The 17021-nt window shown below is 42.5% G+C and carries 17 protein-coding genes and 1 pseudogene; 14 read left to right on the top strand and 4 right to left on the bottom strand.

Translation table 11 applies throughout. From position 1 onward, the window contains the following. The first annotated feature begins 112 nt into the window (after nt 1-112). The 13 genes and pseudogenes from AF333_RS12370 (at nt 113) to AF333_RS12315 (ending at nt 12210) form a co-directional block, all read left to right on the top strand. Nucleotides 113-721 (top strand): IMEF encapsulin system ferritin-like cargo protein, encoded by a 609-nt coding sequence (locus tag AF333_RS12370; RefSeq protein WP_043068886.1) that lies wholly within the window; start codon nt 113-115, stop codon nt 719-721. Between the two features lie 24 nt (nt 722-745). Beyond that, complete coding sequence (locus AF333_RS12365; RefSeq protein WP_043068885.1) at nt 746-1600, top strand: family 1 encapsulin nanocompartment shell protein; 855 nt, start codon at nt 746-748, stop codon at nt 1598-1600. Nucleotides 1601-1627: 27 nt separating this feature from the next. Beyond that, entirely contained in the window at nt 1628-1933 is a 306-nt protein-coding gene (locus tag AF333_RS12360; RefSeq protein ID WP_139188907.1) for a hypothetical protein, read from the top strand. Further along, the gene (locus AF333_RS12355) at nt 1934-2272 is read left to right on the top strand and encodes a 2Fe-2S iron-sulfur cluster-binding protein (RefSeq protein WP_139188906.1); all 339 of its coding nucleotides are present in this window, start codon (nt 1934-1936) and stop codon (nt 2270-2272) included. It begins immediately after the preceding gene. A gap of 444 nt (nt 2273-2716) precedes the next feature. Beyond that, complete coding sequence (locus AF333_RS12350; RefSeq protein WP_043068883.1) at nt 2717-3463, top strand: polysaccharide deacetylase family protein; 747 nt, start codon at nt 2717-2719, stop codon at nt 3461-3463. 169 nt (nt 3464-3632) lie between these two features. Continuing rightward, on the top strand, nt 3633-5660 hold the full coding sequence (locus AF333_RS12345; protein WP_043068882.1) for a transporter substrate-binding domain-containing protein: 2028 nt from the start codon (nt 3633-3635) through the stop codon (nt 5658-5660). Further along, nucleotides 5650-6015: pseudogene (locus AF333_RS37420) on the top strand (response regulator); the annotation flags it as partial. The gene AF333_RS12345 and the pseudogene AF333_RS37420, both read left to right, overlap by 11 nt. A gap of 18 nt (nt 6016-6033) precedes the next feature. Continuing rightward, nucleotides 6034-7041, top strand: a complete 1008-nt coding sequence (locus AF333_RS12340; protein WP_407638678.1) for a sigma-54 interaction domain-containing protein — start codon at nt 6034-6036, stop codon at nt 7039-7041. A gap of 171 nt (nt 7042-7212) precedes the next feature. Beyond that, the gene (locus AF333_RS12335) at nt 7213-8250 is read left to right on the top strand and encodes a TAXI family TRAP transporter solute-binding subunit (RefSeq protein WP_052812403.1); all 1038 of its coding nucleotides are present in this window, start codon (nt 7213-7215) and stop codon (nt 8248-8250) included. A 17-nt stretch (nt 8251-8267) separates the two neighbouring features. Beyond that, nucleotides 8268-9374: an ABC transporter substrate-binding protein gene (locus AF333_RS12330; protein ID WP_043068880.1), complete on the top strand. Its 1107-nt coding sequence runs from the start codon at nt 8268-8270 to the stop codon at nt 9372-9374. An 18-nt stretch (nt 9375-9392) separates the two neighbouring features. Then, nucleotides 9393-10502: an ABC transporter ATP-binding protein gene (locus AF333_RS12325; RefSeq protein WP_043068879.1), complete on the top strand. Its 1110-nt coding sequence runs from the start codon at nt 9393-9395 to the stop codon at nt 10500-10502. Next, nucleotides 10466-11416 carry an ABC transporter permease gene (locus AF333_RS12320; protein WP_043068878.1) on the top strand — a complete coding sequence of 317 codons (951 nt, stop codon included), beginning with the start codon at nt 10466-10468 and terminating at the stop codon, nt 11414-11416. The genes AF333_RS12325 and AF333_RS12320 overlap by 37 nt, the downstream gene beginning before the upstream one ends. Continuing rightward, on the top strand, nt 11416-12210 hold the full coding sequence (locus AF333_RS12315; RefSeq protein WP_407638677.1) for an ABC transporter permease: 795 nt from the start codon (nt 11416-11418) through the stop codon (nt 12208-12210). Before AF333_RS12320 ends, AF333_RS12315 begins: the two co-directional genes overlap by 1 nt. 25 nt (nt 12211-12235) lie before the next feature. Here the strand turns inward: AF333_RS12315 and AF333_RS12310 are convergent, their stop codons facing one another. The 3 genes from AF333_RS12310 to AF333_RS12300 all read right to left on the bottom strand — a co-directional run bounded on the left by AF333_RS12310 (nt 12236) and on the right by AF333_RS12300 (nt 15944). Next, nucleotides 12236-13900, bottom strand: a complete 1665-nt coding sequence (locus tag AF333_RS12310; RefSeq protein ID WP_043068876.1) for a DEAD/DEAH box helicase — start codon at nt 13898-13900, stop codon at nt 12236-12238. A 185-nt stretch (nt 13901-14085) separates the two neighbouring features. Beyond that, entirely contained in the window at nt 14086-15423 is a 1338-nt protein-coding gene (locus AF333_RS12305; RefSeq protein ID WP_043068875.1) for a hypothetical protein, read from the bottom strand. A 287-nt stretch (nt 15424-15710) separates the two neighbouring features. Beyond that, nucleotides 15711-15944, bottom strand: coding sequence for a DUF2651 family protein (locus AF333_RS12300; RefSeq protein ID WP_043068874.1), 234 nt, complete (start codon nt 15942-15944; stop codon nt 15711-15713). 517 nt (nt 15945-16461) lie between these two features. Here AF333_RS12300 and AF333_RS31785 point away from each other — a divergent pair. After that, nucleotides 16462-16638 (top strand): aspartyl-phosphate phosphatase Spo0E family protein, encoded by a 177-nt coding sequence (locus AF333_RS31785; protein WP_080787980.1) that lies wholly within the window; start codon nt 16462-16464, stop codon nt 16636-16638. A gap of 53 nt (nt 16639-16691) precedes the next feature. On the opposite strand, the gene AF333_RS31780 is transcribed toward AF333_RS31785, so the two are convergent. Continuing rightward, the gene (locus AF333_RS31780; protein ID WP_074714974.1) at nt 16692-16847 is read right to left on the bottom strand and encodes a DUF1540 domain-containing protein; all 156 of its coding nucleotides are present in this window, start codon (nt 16845-16847) and stop codon (nt 16692-16694) included. Between the last annotated feature and the right edge of the window lie 174 nt (nt 16848-17021).

Raw genomic sequence — 17021 nt, 5'->3', positions numbered from 1 at the left:
TCTTTTTTGTTAAAAGGGGACGGTTTTTCTGTTTACCTGAAAGGACACGTGGTAATTATAATTATTAAAGCAAAAAAGGGGAACATAGTATGAAAGGGGGCCAGCTGTAAAGATGATTCAGCCATTGTCGGAACTTTACGATGTATTCTCTCGTACGAAAGCGGGCATTCGTGCTTTTATGGACATGCTCGCTCCTGTCATCTCAGATGCGGAAGACGAGTACCAACGCCTTTACTTTCATCATATTTACGAAGAGGAAGAGCAAAGATTGGAACGATTGGAAGGATTACTTCCATCGTTATCCAGCTTTCTATCCGATGGACAAACCGCCAATATAGAAAATCCGAAATTCAACCGGCTTCTTCAGGATATTCATCTTGAAAAATTCGGCCTGCACAACTTTCTTGAACATCTGGATTTAACAATGTATCACTTTAAGGACCCTGAACGCAGCCAAATGTTAGCCTCCATGTCGGAACAAACAAAAGCAGATTATATGGTGGTTAAAGATATTCTTTCCCGCATGAATAAAGACTCTTCCTCTTCTGTCAGCCCGGAACCTCGCAAAGAGTCAGATTATCATGTGGTAGCAACAGCGGCTCATGAAGAAGTGGACGGGATAGGTGCTCCCCCTCACATACCTGCAAGCAATATGCTATCTACCTCCCCCACGCCTACACGCAAAGGATTAAGTGTAGGAAGCCTGAAACACACACGCTAATTAAAAACCAGGAGGTTAATACATATGGATAAAGAAGGAAAATTCTCCACTTCTCCTTTCGATCGGTCGGAATGGACACGATTGGAGTCCACTGTAATCGAGGCAGCCAGAAGGCAGCTTGTCGGTCGCCGTTTTATTGATATCTACGGTCCTTTAGGCGAAGGCATTCAGAGCGTAAGCAATGACATTTTTGAAGAATCACACGGAGGCGGCATCAGTCTTCGCGGAGAATCTCTGGAATTATCTCAGCCAACCCGTCGTGTTAATTTATCCATTCCTATGTTGTATAAAGATTTTATCCTGTATTGGCGCGACCTTGAGCAGGCTAAAACGTTAGGAATCCCTATCGATATGAGTGCCGCAGCTAACGCTGCTGTTCAATGTGCCCGACTAGAAGATGACCTTATTTTCAACGGGTTTTCTCAATTTGAATTACCGGGCCTCATGAACGTGAAGGGAAGGTTGACCCATATTCGGGATGAATGGATGAAACCAGGTAAAGCTTTTGAGGACACGGTTGATGCTATCGGCAAGCTGCAACAAATAGGGCATAACGGACCTTATGCTATGGTCCTCTCTCCTGCACTATACTCTCTTCTTCATCGTGTTCACCCGGGCACTAATGTTTTGGAAATCGAACACATTCGCGAACTGATTACAGATGGCGTATTTCAGTCTCCGGAAATTAAAGGAAAGGCCGGTGTTATTATAGCTACAGGCCAACATAATTTGGACTTGGCAATTGCAGAAGACTTCTATACCGCATATCTTGATACCGAGCATATGAACCATCTGTTCCGAGTTTATGAAGCAATCGTCCTTCGCATAAAGCGTCCAAGCTCCATCTGCACAATTGAAGACCCGGATACTGATAAATAGATGCTATAGGAAAGGAGAGACACGGCCTTGGCGTCACACGTTCCACATGAGAAAAACAAAGGGGACGCACGCCGTACGCGTCATTCTTTTCTATCCATCTATGTTTCGTCTCCCTTCCCGAGCAGTTGCCCCAGCCAGGCGAAAAAGGACAGCAACTGTCTCCCTCTTCGCGTCTACCCAGATGTTTTGCGGTCCCGCTTGGCGGGGGCAAAAAGCGGCCCACTACACTTCCCCGTGCGGGAGACGAACCGATGCCGGTTTGGGGCACGGTGTGGTGGCTATCCACTCTGGGTCGTACTGGATAATCAACACCCTTGGAATGGAGGGATATAATTGAACCGTAAGTCATTAACAGTGGGCTCCTTAATTAACGGAAAAAAGCAGTTCCTTCCTTCAAAAAATACAAACATTCCTCAAGCTAAAATCCATTTGCAGCAGAATCGATTACATGCTGAGCTAACACCAGTAAGTCATCAGACTTTATTAGATGCAACGCTAGATCAAGGCCAACTTCTCGATTATGCATGCCGAAAAGGCACCTGCGGACGCTGCACAGTTGAGGTGATAACAGGTGCTTCCCTTCTACATACACCAAATAAAAAAGAACAAAAAAAATTGCAGCATTTACTTACAGAAGGGTATCGCTTAGCTTGCCAAGCTACAATAAGATAAGTGACCGTCAGACGATGTAGCAGAAGGCACTGAAATTTTTCAGAAAAATTCATAAATAATTAACAAATGAAACATCAAAAAGCTAATTACATACTTTATAATAAGATTAAAATAGGAATCGAGGAGAGAAAATGAATATTGTTTTTACTGAAATAAAATGTCAAGAGTGCGGAGTTAAGCTTACCGAATATGAAGTAGAAGAAAAAGGGCTTTACTGCATGGACTGCTATGAGGATAAAAAGGAAGCATCCCCAAATTGAATATTGCATGTAAAGAACCCGCTAATTTATCAGCGGGTTCTTTACATATTTCGCAAATAGTATATTTCTTCATCTTTGAGATGTTATAAATAAAAAAAGTTATGCAAGGGAATGCTCAATGTTAAGGATGTTTTTACGGACACAGACAGCCTGACCCAAACAAATCACAAAGGAGCTGACTGCAATGATAAAACGTCTTATTTTACTTTTCCTTTTGGTATCCTTTTTTTGCGCAGGTCAGGAAATTGGACAAGCTGCTACAAAAAACCGAGCATACTGGGAAGCAAGAGGAGACATTGTATGGGAAGTCAAAACAGATACTAAATTAATTGCATTAACGTTTGATGATGGACCTGATCCCCGATACACCAGGGAAATACTGGATTTATTGGAGAAGCACAAAGCAAAAGGGACTTTTTTTGTGATGGGGCATAAAGCGGAAAAAAACCCTACTCTTATTAGAGAAATGAGTCAAAAAGGTCATGAAATTGCCAATCATACGTATCATCATCCTCAATTACGTACAATTACTGCTGCTGATTTACAGAAAGAAATCAAAGATACGGATAATGTAATCTATTCCATTACCGGCAAATATCCTGCTCTCTTCCGGCCGCCAGGAGGAGTGTATGATGATAAAGTGGTTGCGGCTGCAAAAACGCAAAATCATCTTGTTGTAATGTGGTCATGGACGCAGGACACGAAAGATTGGAAAAATCCTGGTGCTCAAAAAATCATAAACAAGGTTTGCGACAACGCCAAGCCCGGAAACATTGTACTTTTTCATGACGCAGGAGGAAATCGGACACAAACGGTACGGGCCGTGGAAATCATTCTGGACAGGCTATCAAAAGAAGGATACCAATTTGTCACCGTTTCGCAACTACTCCCCTATAAAGAAGAAAAAGTTTCAATTCCTCAACAAAAATAACGAATGGAATCGAACCCAGAGATTATAAGGCAAGATAGCAAAAATACTATCCTGCCTTTTTCTTTTTTTAAAAGTCGATTATGTTGTGTACTTCAAGCAATTGTCAAATAATTATACTTATTTATAATATTATACTAATACCGTTACTGCTTAAGAAGAGGTGGCATCGTTGCAAAAAAATGACTGGTTCCTATTTGTGTGCTTTTTATTATCCCTTCTGCTTGCTGCACCACAAGTTCACGGTTCTGTTCCGTTCCCTGTCTCTCCTCCCGCCAAGAAAACGTATAAAATTGCTGCTGAATGGGCACTTCCCCCTTTTTCATATGTAGCTGCAAACGGATCGCTAACAGGTGCCAGCATTGATATCATGGAAAAAATCGCGGCATATAACAATATTGTTTTTGAATATATCCCAATGGATCTTGCCCAGGCAGAAAAAGAATTACGGGCAGGAAAAATTGACGCAATCGCGGGACTTACGTATAGTGCAAGGAAGAATAAAATGTTTGATTTTTCCGATCCTTACTTTACAATGTCAGATACATTGATTGTCCCTAACAAAAAAAGAAATTCAATTCGCAGCATGAGCGACATACGCAATTCACATGTCGTCTTACAAAACCGGGAAGCAGTTGTAGAATCACTGTTCAATTTACGACATACAAACCTTACCATCACAGATAATCAATTGTCCGGACTGTTAGCCCTGCTTCAAGGACGGGCTGATGTGTTTATCGGCAACAAGTGGACAGCGGATGTATATCTACAACACTTTAAGCAGCAGGATAGCTTCGCCGTGCTTGAAATCGTAGTCGAACCCGCCGATTTTGCCATTGCTGTTCGTAAAGGAAACGATCCGCTACTGAACGTTATGAATAAAACATTGGCTGTCATGAAAACAAAAGGAGAAATCAGTGCGATTATAAACGACTGGCTGACTCCCGGGTTTGCGGTTCAAATCAATCGACTTCAGCATTTTATTCAACTGCTGATGATTGTACTTGGAGCGACGGCCTGTATTCTTTTGTTTATCTATATCTGGAACCAGCGGCTAAAAAAAGCTGTACAGGAAAGAACGAAAGAGCTTTCAACATTAAACGGTTACTTGCAAGAACAGCGACAACAGGTCGCGGACCGTGATGCATTCAAAGAACAAATCCTGAATAATATCCATACGGGAATCGTGACGTTTGACCTCGATTTCTCGCTCACGAGCAGCAACTCGCGTGCCGAAGAAATGCTTCACTCTTCCCGAGAAGCTCCATTATCTATACAGCATTCGCCTTTACTCGCACGTATTATTGCTCACGATAAGGATATAAGGGACCGAAAAGAGAAAAGGGACGACTCCCTTACAAAATTAGAGATAAATGAGCAAGAAGAATGGAAGGTTATCTATTACCGCCTGCTTACGCTATATGATGCACAGAAAAGGCAGACAGGCTACCTGTTGTCCATGACGGACCGTACGGAGGAAAAGCGGTTGGAACAGAAACTCATCGTTCAGGAAAAACTGCATGCGCTTGGTCAACTGGTAGCAGGTATCGCGCACGAAATACGCAATCCATTAACATCTATCAAAACATTTGTAGAGGTAATGCCTGACAAATACGATCAACCTCATTTCCGCCAGGCCATGATGGAATACATTCCTGCAGAAATCGATCGGCTCAATGCGATTGTAACGGACTTGCTAGATTATGCACGTCCCCGCTCTCCTAGCCAAGAAAAGTATCCGGCTAATGCCCTGCTGTCTTCTCTCCTTACCCTTTTACGGGTGACCGTGGAGAAAAAGCATATTTGTATGGAGCATATTGTACATGAAGACCTTGTCTTCTACATTGATCCGCAGCAAATCAGGCAAGTGTTCTTAAACCTTCTGTTAAATGCGATCGATGCGGTCGAACAGCAGCCAACCAAAAAAATCATCGTTACTGTTGAAAGAGAGTCTGCAGTAACAGGCAAAGTTACAATCACAGATACCGGGAGTGGAATTGCTCCTGAACAAATAAAACGCATTTTTGAACCTTTTTATACAAGCAAGCATAACGGCGTCGGACTTGGTCTTCCTCTCTCCTACAAACTAACAAAAGAAAATGAAGGCGACTTGCGCATAGCAAGCGGACCTGGGCAGGGAACAACTGTAACTGTCCTATTACCATTGTATACACAGGAGGATCGTTTACATGAATCCTAAAATACTTATCATTGATGACGAACGCGCGATTTGTGCTTCTCTTCGTTTCGCTTTAGAAGATATATACGATACTTCTACTTCTAGCGATCCGGAAGAAGGAATCCGATTGATAGAACAGCATACATTTGATGTTGTACTGCTAGATTTACGTCTGGGTCTTCATAACGGATTGGATGTCCTACGACAAATCAAACAAATGTGTCCGGCTATTACAGTTATTATGATGACCGCCTATGCTTCTATCGAGTCCTCTATCGAAGCGATTAAGCAAGGGGCCTACTATTATATTGAAAAGCCGATTAACACAGCAGAGTTGCGGTTGTTGCTCGCAAAAGCTTTAGAGCATAAACGCCTTTCTTCTGAAGTCCAAACACTGCAAGAAAAGCTCAATGTACAGACCGAACGCCATAATTTCATAGGGAAAAGCAAAGCAATGGAACATGTTTTTTCTATGATTGAACGAGTCAAGGATATCGACTCCAATGTATTAATTACCGGCGAAAGCGGTACTGGAAAAGAAGTGGTGGCGCGTGCTATCCATAAAATGGGCAAACGCAAGCACGGTCCGCTCGAAATCGTAAATTGCGCGGCTATTCCAGAAGCGTTATTGGAAAGCGAATTGTTCGGCTACGAAAAAGGGGCTTTTACTGGTGCGACACAAAAAAAACCAGGGAAATGGGCGGCAGCAAACGGTGGGACTCTTTTTCTCGATGAAATTAGCGAAATGCCCCTGGCACTTCAGGCAAAAATCCTACGCGTCATACAGGAACGGGAGGTAACTCCGCTCGGCTCCAATCAAAAAATTCCGCTCGATGTTCGAATTGTCAGCGCAACGAACAAGCAGTTAGAACAATTGGTAGCAGAAGGAACATTCCGTGAAGATTTGTATTTCAGACTGAATGTAATCCCGATTTCACTGCCTCCGCTTCGAGAAAGGCAAGAGGATTTGCTGCTGTTGCTGGATTATTTTCTGCAAAAATATGCTCGTGAAATGGATAAAGGAATCAAAAAGCTTTCTGCCGCTGCACGTCGGCTGTTGCTCGCATACGATTATCCTGGAAACGTTCGTCAACTTGGAAACATCATAGAATATGCAATGGCCCTTTCTTCTTCTGACATCATTACAGAAGAGGATCTTCCTGAATACATACAGCATCATACACAAAGTGCGGCTCTCCCTATTTCTTCACATGCACAGGAATTCACTGATAGCATTCCGGTAGGCGTTTCGATGAAAGAAATCGAGAAACGCGCGATTGCTGCTGCGCTTGACCATTGCGGGTGGCATCGGCAGGAAACAGCACGAATGCTACAAATCTCAGAACGAAGTCTACGTGATAAGATAAAACTGTACAATCTCAAAAGTGTCCAAGAAGAATAATTACATGCGGCACAATGTGCCACATCGGCAAATTATGCCGTTTTATGCGGCATAATTTGCCGAATTTTTCACAATAACTATGCCCAATTTATTGTAAGCGCAAACATATTAGACAACTCCGAAAATTGGAATGATATTTGCAGAAGTTGTTAATACAGAAGGAGGATTTATATGAACCTGCGGCATCTATTTGCTGGAGCTGTACTACTGCTCATATGTATAGCGGTAGGCTGCTCTTTTGCCGACAAAAGACAGGAAATCCCATCTCCTGTTACGTATCATCCATTACCGAAGACTGTAGAATCATCGTCCACCCCACTATTGGGCAAAAGTATTACCATCGCCACCGGCGATATCTCGGGCGTATATTTCCCGCTCGGACAAGCGCTTGCCAGCATATATGGACAATACGACGGAGCATTTACAGGAACAAGAATTACAAAGGCATCCATCGAAAATGCGAGACTCGTTAGCGAAAAAAAAGCGGAGCTCGGTTTCGCTACCGTTGATGCAATCGCTAGCGAAGGATATGTTTTCTCGACGGAAAAACAGCAGCCAGTCCCTTCTCGGCTATGTGCCCTTACCGGACTTTATTTTAATTATATTCATATTGCTGTCACGAAAAAAAGCGGAATTCGTTCACTGAAAGATTTAACCGGCAAACGTATTGGCATGGGACCTATTGGTAGCGGTACCGAACTGAATGCTGAACGCATTCTACAAGCCGCTCACTTGGCAGACGGTACGCAAAAACATTACTTTTCTTTTTCTCAGGCATCGCAAGCGCTTAGGGACGGAGTTATCGATGCCGCAATCTTTTCTTCCGGCCTGCCAAACCCTGATGTTTCATCGCTGGCCAACGATGATTCGCTTACGCTTATTTCTGTACCAGAAGATGTGATTACTGAATTGCAGCGACAATACCCGTATTATTTGAAAAAAAGCATTCCGGCAGAAACATACACCGACTTGCAGAACGATATCGAAACGATTGCCGTTAAAAACGTACTCATCACCTACCGTGAGCTCCCTACAGAAATCGCATACGAGTTGACCAAAGACTTTTACGCGCATTTACCTGAACTTTATGATGCCCATCCGGCCGCCCGGGAGATTGATGCAGAACAGGCAGGAAAAAACATTTATCTTCCGCTTCATCCGGGAGCCGCTCGATACTTTGAAGAAACAAGACAGAAACAAGCCAATTAACAAGGAGGTCTATGTTCATGCAAAAATTCATCACGATTATCGCCGTCTTCCTGCTAGCTGTCCTGACAGGTTGCGGTGTTCCTACTGCGCAAAAGCCTGGTGAAACACAAACAAGTGCCGCGCCTGAACAAGGTGGAGCAAAGCAGCTAACGGTAGCCGGGAACGGCGGCAAAATCGAAAAAGCCATCCGCGATGTTATTGCTCCGAAATTTAAAGAGAAAACTGGTATTCAAATTAATTATGTCGCCGGCCTATCAGGTGAAATTCTTTCCAAAGTAGAACTGCAAAAAAACGCGCCGCAAATTGATATCGCTCTTTATGTACCTGTCGATGTACAGCGGGCAAAAGAAAAAGGACTTACCGATCCGATCGACGAAACGAACGTACCGGCTATGAAAGATGTCGATCCTCGTTTTATCGTCGTTGAAAAAACAGCTGCACCGGCTTTCGGTCTCGTTATTGCACCGGCCTACAATACGGAAGCTTTCGAAAAGAATGGATTTAAACCAATCGAATCATGGAATGACTTGGCACGACCTGACTACAAGGGAAAAACCGCGTTCGCCGATATCTCGAATGACTGGGGCTTTAACACGCTGTATGCACTGGCGCTCGCAAATGGAGGTAGCATCGACAACATGGAACCGGGCCTGAAAAAAGCAAAAGAACTCGCCGGCTACTCCTCTACCTTCTATAAGAATTCGACACAAATGATGCCTGCCATGCAGCAGGGAGCCGCTGATGTAACGGTAATGGGAAGCTATGCGATTGGCGATCTGGCCACTTCCGGTGTTCCACTGAAAATGGTCGTACCGAAAGAAGGCGTACCATTGCAGGCATTCAGTGCTACATTAGTTAAGAATACACCACATAAAAAAGAAGCGCTTGAATTTATTAACTATTTAATCGGAGAAGAATCGCAAAAAGCAACTTCTGAGGCCGGATTCTATCCGGTTGTAAAAGGCATGAAAATCTCGGATAAGTATGAACCATACATTGGCCTGAAAGAAACGGACAAAACTTTTAAACCGGACTTCGCTGCGTTCGCAAAAATAAGAGCAGAATGGACTGATAGATGGGCAAAGGAAGTTACTCCTCAGCTCGGAAAACTAGTAAACAAATAATCGGAAAGGAGCACGTCTATGCAAGCAGTTAAAAATGCGGTAAGAAACGATGTAGAAATTAAAAATGTCGTGAAAAGATTCGGTTCGACTACTGTATTGAACGGCATCGACCTTGAAGTCAGACAGGGTGAGCTTCTCACCCTGCTCGGCCCTTCCGGTTGCGGGAAAACTACAACGCTTAATCTGATTGCAGGATTCCTGGAAGCTGATGAAGGCGATGTATATATCAAAGGAAAGAACGTGACGCATATCCCTCCCTACAAACGGGATCTAGGTATGGTGTTTCAAACGTATTCTTTATTTCCACACATGACAATCTATGAAAATCTCGACTTTGGCCTCAAATTGCGGAAAGTAACGAAAGCAGATAAAGAAAGGCGAATCGAAAGTGCACTCAATCTCGTGAAAATGTCCGGTCTAGAACATCGCTACCCCCGCGAGCTTTCAGGCGGGCAACGGCAACGTGTCGCCATTGCCCGGGCACTTGTTGTAGAACCTGAATTGTTGCTGCTTGATGAGCCGCTCTCTAATCTGGATGCCAAGCTGCGCCATGAACTGCGAATAGAAATTAAAAGACTGCAAAAGGAAATCGGTGTGACGACTATTTTCGTTACACATGATCAGGAAGAGGCCTTATCCCTATCTGATCGTGTCGTAGTAATGAATGGCGGTAAAATTGAGCAGATCAGTTCGCCAACAACGATTTATAACCATCCGGAAACAGAATTCGTCTTTCAATTCATCGGAAAGTCAAACTGCTTTCACGGAACAGTGACAACTGCGGACAGTCGAAAAATTTCCGTACAGCTGGAAGACGGCTGGGTAACGTTCGTGGATGCCGATAATGTAATGGGAGCTGACCGTACATGCCGTGCAGGTGATCAAGTAAAGCTGTATATCCGTCCAGAAAAGCTGTCTATCGCATCTTCCGCTCAAGGGCAATCAGAGCCGTTCCATAAGGCCACCATTACACAGATGAACTATCTGGGCGCTTCATGGGAGATTGATGTCGCCCTTATCGGAAAACCTGTGCAAATTTTAACGCCGATGTATGACGCTTCCTGGCAAATCGGAAAAGAGGTGATGATCGGATGGAATCCGTCAGACATTATGCTCATCAAGAAGTAACACAGGACCCCCCCGTAACTCCTAAACAAGAAACCGATCCTGGGCAGCGAAAAAAGAAGAAGGCCTATGTTCCTGGCCTCCTTCTGTTACTTCCGATTTTATTGTTTATCTTTGGTTTTTTCGTTGTACCGATGCTGTATATTCTGTATTTAAGTTTTATTTATACGGATAGCCCGAATGCAACCAATGCCGTATTTAGCCTAAAAAATTATATATTATTTTTTACTGATTCCTACTATCTGTCTTCGCTTTGGATAACAGTGAAAGTAAGTCTGTACACGGTTTTGGTCTCTCTGCTGCTCGGCTACCCTGTCGCGCTTACGATGGCTAAGAGCTCACCCCGCATACGCGGATATATTGCGTTGCTGATTGCCGCTCCACTGCTGGTAAGCATTGTAGTCCGCAATTTTGGCTGGTATTTGCTACTATTACCGAATGGAACGATTAACAGCATTCTTACTTCGCTCGGTATTATTGACTCTCCGCTGAAGCTGTTGTTTTCAGAAATCGGCGTTGTTATTGGGCTTTCCAATGCCTATCTTCCATTCATGATTCTGGCAATTGCCACCAGCCTATACAACATTGACCCTTCACTGGAAAGAGCGAGTGCAATTCTCGGTGCAAGCCCACTCCGTTCATTTTTCTCGGTTACGCTACCGCTTAGCCTACCAGGTATCATATCTGGATGCGTGCTTGTATTCAGCATGTCCATGAGCGCATATGTAACCCCTGCTCTCATGGGAGGAGCCAATGTACCGATGATGCCAGTTGTCGCCTACGACCAGATTAATAATTTACTTCGTTGGACATTCGGTTCAGCCCTGTCCTATGTGCTGCTGGCTACGACAATGATTATGGTGACCGTCTTTACACGTGGATTTGAAAAGAGTAAGTTCAGGGAGGTGTTCCGATGATAAAAACAACTGGAAAACTGCGCCTCATCTTTACCATTCTCACGATTATTTATATTTTAGTTCCACTGCTAGTGGTTATTCCCGCTTCATTTACAAGTGCCAGTTATCCAAGCTTTCCGCCACAAGGCTTTTCCTTTCAGTGGTATACGAAGCTCCTGGAGCGTCCAGAATTCGTGACCGCTCTGATCAATAGCGCCAAATTCGCGTTCATGGCCGCCTTCTTCGCCGTTATATTCGGTACGCTCGGCGCGCTGGCCATTGCCAAATATGATATTCCGGGCAAAGCATATATTACATCTCTATTGACCTCGCCACTCAGCGTACCACAGCTTGTATTGGGTGTAGCACTTCTCATTTATTTTACCCCACTAATGCTGGCTGGTACCGGAACAGGTTTCTTGATAGCACATATCATTATATGTATTCCTTATGTCATTCGGCTTGTACTTACGGGCTTGAGCGGCTTTGATTACAATCTGGAACGCGCTGCGGCCATCCTGGGCGCAAGCCCGCTAACAATCTTCTGGAAAGTGACGCTACCGCTTATTCGTCCGGCTATTATTTCAGGCGGATTGTTCGCCTTCCTTATCTCATTCGACAATGTAACCGTATCGCTGTTTATGGTTTCACCGGATATGCGTACGCTGCCCATCGAGATTTTCTCTCATATGCAGGACGCATATGATCCACTGGTCGCCTCTGTTTCCAGCGTGGTCATTTTCATATCAGTGATTCTGATTGTGATTCTTGAAAAACTGCAAGGCGTAGGTAAAGTATTTGGTGGTACACACTAACAAAAAAAGAACACCGTAAGGTTTATTAACCAAGACGGTGTTCTTTTTTCTCCTCTTCTTTAATCAAAAGCCGCAGCATCTCACTACGATTTAAGCCTGTCTCTACCAGTTGATCAATGATATATTGCTTTTCACCTAACAGCTTTTCTATGGTTTCATCGATCGTCCCTTCCCCAATTAATGAATACACATGAATACTCTCTTGCACTTCAGAGCCCAAACGCCATGCCCTTCCTATACACTGAGACACATAAGCAGGGGACCAGGGCTTACTTGTGAAGATCACATTATTAGCAACAGTTCCTGTCCAGTCTTCCCGGCTCGAGGTTTCACTACACACGATTACCCAACAGCTCGGATCACTCATAAACATATTAACCTGTTGCTGTCTATCTTTAATTCCCTCATGGAGGATTGCCGGATTATACTTCTCAAAGTATTCGTACATGATTTCCGCAAAGACACGGGAGTGACTAAAAATAACCGCTTTTTCTCCCCTCAATACGATATCTTCCAAGATTTCTTCCACTCTTTCTAGCTTCCCGCTTCCTGTCGTTCCTTCCACCCCGCCTACAATTTCGGCAGACTCTGCAATTTGGCTTAGACGGGTATATTTAGCGAGTGGAGTAGGGATATGGTAAAAAGAAAATCCTTCAAATAACTCCCCTGGCGTTGCACTCTTTACCGCATTATACAATTCTCTTTGTAATTCCGTAAGTTCCACAGAAAGATCGTACGGTATAACAGAGGGGAGATTTTGCATTACATCCATTTTTAGTCGTCGAATCATATTGGTAGACAATGCTTCTTTTAAAGCTTCCATATTTACAACCGCACTCGCATAAAATACAAGGGAAGCTACGGGCCAGCGCAGCCACTTAAGTACGTTATGCAAATCATCCGCACCGTTAATCAAGGGTGTCGCTGTAATTGCATATCGCTCTTTTGTTTCCAAACGGTGAATAACCTGTCCAATTTGCGATTCTGCATCTTTCACTTTATGAGCTTCATCCATATAACAAACATCAAAAGGGTGTTGTTGGTGCAGATGCAATATCTGGTCAATATCCTGACGAAACTGCTCATACGACATAACAACCAAATCATATTGCCGATTGGAAAAATTGGCATACATATGAATTCGTTGCTCAATTGTTCCTTTTACAATAAGGACGCGTAAATTTGTAAATTGCTGCGCTTGATTATAAATATCCTGTAATAAACTCGCTTTTGTGATATATAATCCGCCTCGAATTTGACCAACTTTTATCTTTGATTCATGCGAACATAGAATAGGCGATGTTTTCCCCATTCCTTCCTGATCGGCGATAAGCAAGCCATCCTGCTTCATTAATGCGTTATATAATTGAATCTGATAAGGTCGTAGAGGAGCTTTTGATGAATAGCCCTCAGGGAAACAGTCTGATTCTACAGCTAAGTCATTACGAGAGTCAAGCAAGGTAAGCAGTTCTTTATCAATGACATGGACAGGCTTTTTTCTCGCCTTTTTCCTTCCTGGTACATCAGGAGGACGTTTTTTATATACGACAGTCCCTGGCCCTTGTTCTTCCTCTATACATTCTGAAAGTTGCTCTTCCTCATTATTGTTGATAGGTGGCTCTGTCTGTTCTTCAGTCTGCTCATCTCTTGATTTCTGTTTACCAAGCCATCTTTTAAACCCACTCCACATATAACATAACTCCTAATAAATAATATAGCTTTCCATAGGTGCGATAACTTTCATTACAATAATATATTTCTGACTACTAATTTACTTTATATCTACCTATTTTCCTAGGCTTGACTCTTCGTTTCATATAAAAAATCCCCGCCTTAGCAACGGGGATTTAGAATCGCTTCTATTATTTGTTCGTATTACACACGTTCGATATATTTTTTAATGCAATGTACCGCTCCTAGGTTTTCTGCAAACGGATGGAAGTCGCCAAGCTGAATCACTTTATAATCTAAGCTCTCCCAGATTCGTTTATTCATCTCATCTGTAGCTTTAAGTATTTCCCAGTTGCCGTGGCCGTATGTTGGTAGCCAAACAACATTTCCTCGTGCCTTACTATTTTGAACCAATGCGTTATTCGATGTAGCAAAATACCATATTCTTTGCTTTCGCTTCGGTTGGTCCGGCTCATCCGGATCATAGGCATCATCCATATAGACCAACGGAAGGGGATTGCGAATTACTTTAAACCCAAGAGATGACATTTGCATAGCGATATTGTCAAAAATCTCGTTCATAGCATGAGGCCATACCCTAATTCCTAATATATCGGCTGCTAATTTCGGACTTCCTACCAATACACGGTATCTTCCATCACTATCTCTTCCTGCTAATGAAATAAACATGTCGATATGAAATAATGGTTGCACGGTTCCCGGCTTATTTCCGAAGTACAATATTTCTTCATATTCTTCTCCGCCGATTTCAATCATTCTGGACTGCTGCTGCGGAACCGGGATGCTACTTCCCACATAAAATAGTTTTCGATTATGATCAAGGTAATCTCTATATAAGTTATAAATTTGCTGCTCCTTATCAATTCCAGGCTGTGATATAATTGATTTTCCTATATACTCCAGTGAGTTTCGCGGATAATCTGCCCCAATCAAGAAAAAGTTATCTCCTATCAACATGTTTCCCCCTTGAAAATATAAAGGGGATTTAGATGTTCTCATACCAGTGGCATTCATGATAAAGTCAGCAATTAAACCATCGGCATATCGTAAAAACGAATACGGTTCCACAAAATATTTCTTGTTTTCCTGATTGTCATGGACAATAGCATAAGCATCTTCTGCCCAAATAGAGAAGTGAATGTGATCTGGAGCTGCTACAACTGTAGCTAGCTTATCTTTGTTAGCCATTCGTAGCAAACGCCGTACAAGCGCTTCTGTATTTTCATGAGTAAGGACGGTTAATTCTATATCAGGTGGAAGTTTGTGCAATAAATCCACATAAACTTCTGCAAGAGGCTCTTCATATACAGCATAATGAGGGATAGCAAGCAACATTTTTTTAATCGCGCCATCTGTTGTATCGATTAAGCGAGGATCTGTCGGCCGTACGGCTTGCGCCTTGTCAAGCACATCCGCTGTCAAAGACATTCCGTTGATATTATCGCTGCTATGACGCGGAACAAGTTGGGATACTTTCTCGTAGTGTCTAGTTTTAATTTCAAAATCAACTTTCGTTTCCATACGCTTCAACTCCTTAAATAATAGTAAGATCCGGTATATCTAGGTGTTGTTTTTACTTACATGCAGGTAACTCTACACTCTGGTAAAAAATGAAAGCTGACCCATACCAAACTTTACCATAATTTAATTTCCTAAATATAGTAACCAGAGTAATTTAAAGAGTCACGATTTCATTATGACTTTTACTAACTTTGTAATTTCCCAAGTTACTTCCGTCATAACTTTGGTCATATAACTGTATGACTTTCAACCTTTCATGTATAAAATAAAAAGCACCGTGCGGGTGCTTATTTCTTTCTAGAAAAAAGTTTACTTATAAAAGTTACTCCTATCGATAGTACCGTATAAACAATAACCCAGTTAAAAAAAGCTGTTGTAAAGGCAGGGGTAAGCGTCATGATCGTAAGAATGATAAATGTTAATAATGGCCCTACATACCATTTTCTTGTTATGTAATAAAAAACAATGCTTGCCATGATTACAACAATCGGATAAATGTAGAGTATTAAAATCATTTCCATTGCATCATCTCCCCGCTTGCATCTTGCTTTAGACCAGCTTATTTCTAACCTTACACGCGTTCATATATTGTTTCTGTAATGTATATAAATTACACTTGATATTTTGACAGGATAGCGTAGTTGGAAGGAGGCGATTCAGAAAAAAGGAGGGTGGATGTGCCCTGCGCTCCAGCAGAAGAAAGGCAAACGTGTCTTTTTCCGACCCTCCCGCCCACCGCCCTTCCTTCTTTTCTTACCTCTCACCACAAGGGTGTTGATTATCCAGTACGATCCAGAGTGGATAGCCACCACACCGTACCACAAACGGGCGTCGGTTCGTCTCCCACATGGAAGCGTGCATCTTCTTTCTTCCACCTTATGGATAATCAACAGGTGTGAAATTAAGCTATATTTTCTTCGTAGAGGATACATAGAAATCTGTATGTTTTTATGAATGGAAGTGTAAATTTTGCAGTTGCCAGAAATAAGAAAACAAGATAAGTTTGTTAATGATTAACAAGTAAGGGAATGAATTTAGTTGAGTACAGCAGTTACAACTGAAATCGAAGACATGAAGCAACTGCTGATAACTGTAGCAGAAAAACATGATTTTGATTTTCAGAATCCGCATGTAATTACAGTTAGTCAAAAACTTGATCGTCTTATTGTAAAGGCAATGAAATTACAACATTCATCATGCCTCTCGGATAAATAATGACAAAATCAAATCACAAAAAGCCACCCCGAAGAGTGACTTTGTATTGCTTTTTACATACCCGGTTTGAATGTTTTACAATCAGTTTCTTCGGTTGTAGATGCTTGCTTTCCTTTATGACTCACTACATAAATTTCATCGGCTGTACACTTATTTCCGTTTCCCCAATACGTACAGTTATTTACTTCGCAAAGCACATCTTTTGCCATTTTATATTCACCCCCTTCATCATTTATCTTAATCAAATTCAAGTGAATATAACCGTACAACCGGACAAAAAAACCGCTATCCTGTTTAAAAAATGGTGAAAAGTCGATGTAGCAAAGCCTTGATCTGCTTCGAAATCATCATGCCCCTCTTCTACATCAATCAAATAGTTCAGC

The sequence above is a fragment of the Aneurinibacillus migulanus genome, from assembly GCF_001274715.1.
GTDB classification, from domain to species: domain Bacteria; phylum Bacillota; class Bacilli; order Aneurinibacillales; family Aneurinibacillaceae; genus Aneurinibacillus; species Aneurinibacillus migulanus.
This window is presented reverse-complemented; position numbering and strand designations above follow the sequence as displayed.

Bases quoted from the DNA above. Each gene is read 5' to 3' on its own strand.
- AF333_RS12370 (WP_043068886.1), top strand. From the start codon at position 113: ATGATTCAGCCATTGTCGGAACTTTACGATGTATTCTCTCGTACGAAA.
- AF333_RS12365 (WP_043068885.1), top strand. From the start codon at position 746: ATGGATAAAGAAGGAAAATTCTCCACTTCTCCTTTCGATCGGTCGGAA.
- AF333_RS12350 (WP_043068883.1), top strand. From the start codon at position 2,717: ATGATAAAACGTCTTATTTTACTTTTCCTTTTGGTATCCTTTTTTTGC.
- AF333_RS12335 (WP_052812403.1), top strand. From the start codon at position 7,213: ATGAACCTGCGGCATCTATTTGCTGGAGCTGTACTACTGCTCATATGT.
- AF333_RS12330 (WP_043068880.1), top strand. From the start codon at position 8,268: ATGCAAAAATTCATCACGATTATCGCCGTCTTCCTGCTAGCTGTCCTG.
- AF333_RS12325 (WP_043068879.1), top strand. From the start codon at position 9,393: ATGCAAGCAGTTAAAAATGCGGTAAGAAACGATGTAGAAATTAAAAAT.
- AF333_RS12320 (WP_043068878.1), top strand. From the start codon at position 10,466: ATGGAATCCGTCAGACATTATGCTCATCAAGAAGTAACACAGGACCCC.
- AF333_RS12310 (WP_043068876.1), bottom strand. From the start codon at position 13,900: ATGTGGAGTGGGTTTAAAAGATGGCTTGGTAAACAGAAATCAAGAGAT.
- AF333_RS12305 (WP_043068875.1), bottom strand. From the start codon at position 15,423: ATGGAAACGAAAGTTGATTTTGAAATTAAAACTAGACACTACGAGAAA.
- AF333_RS12300 (WP_043068874.1), bottom strand. From the start codon at position 15,944: ATGGAAATGATTTTAATACTCTACATTTATCCGATTGTTGTAATCATG.
- AF333_RS31780 (WP_074714974.1), bottom strand. From the start codon at position 16,847: ATGGCAAAAGATGTGCTTTGCGAAGTAAATAACTGTACGTATTGGGGA.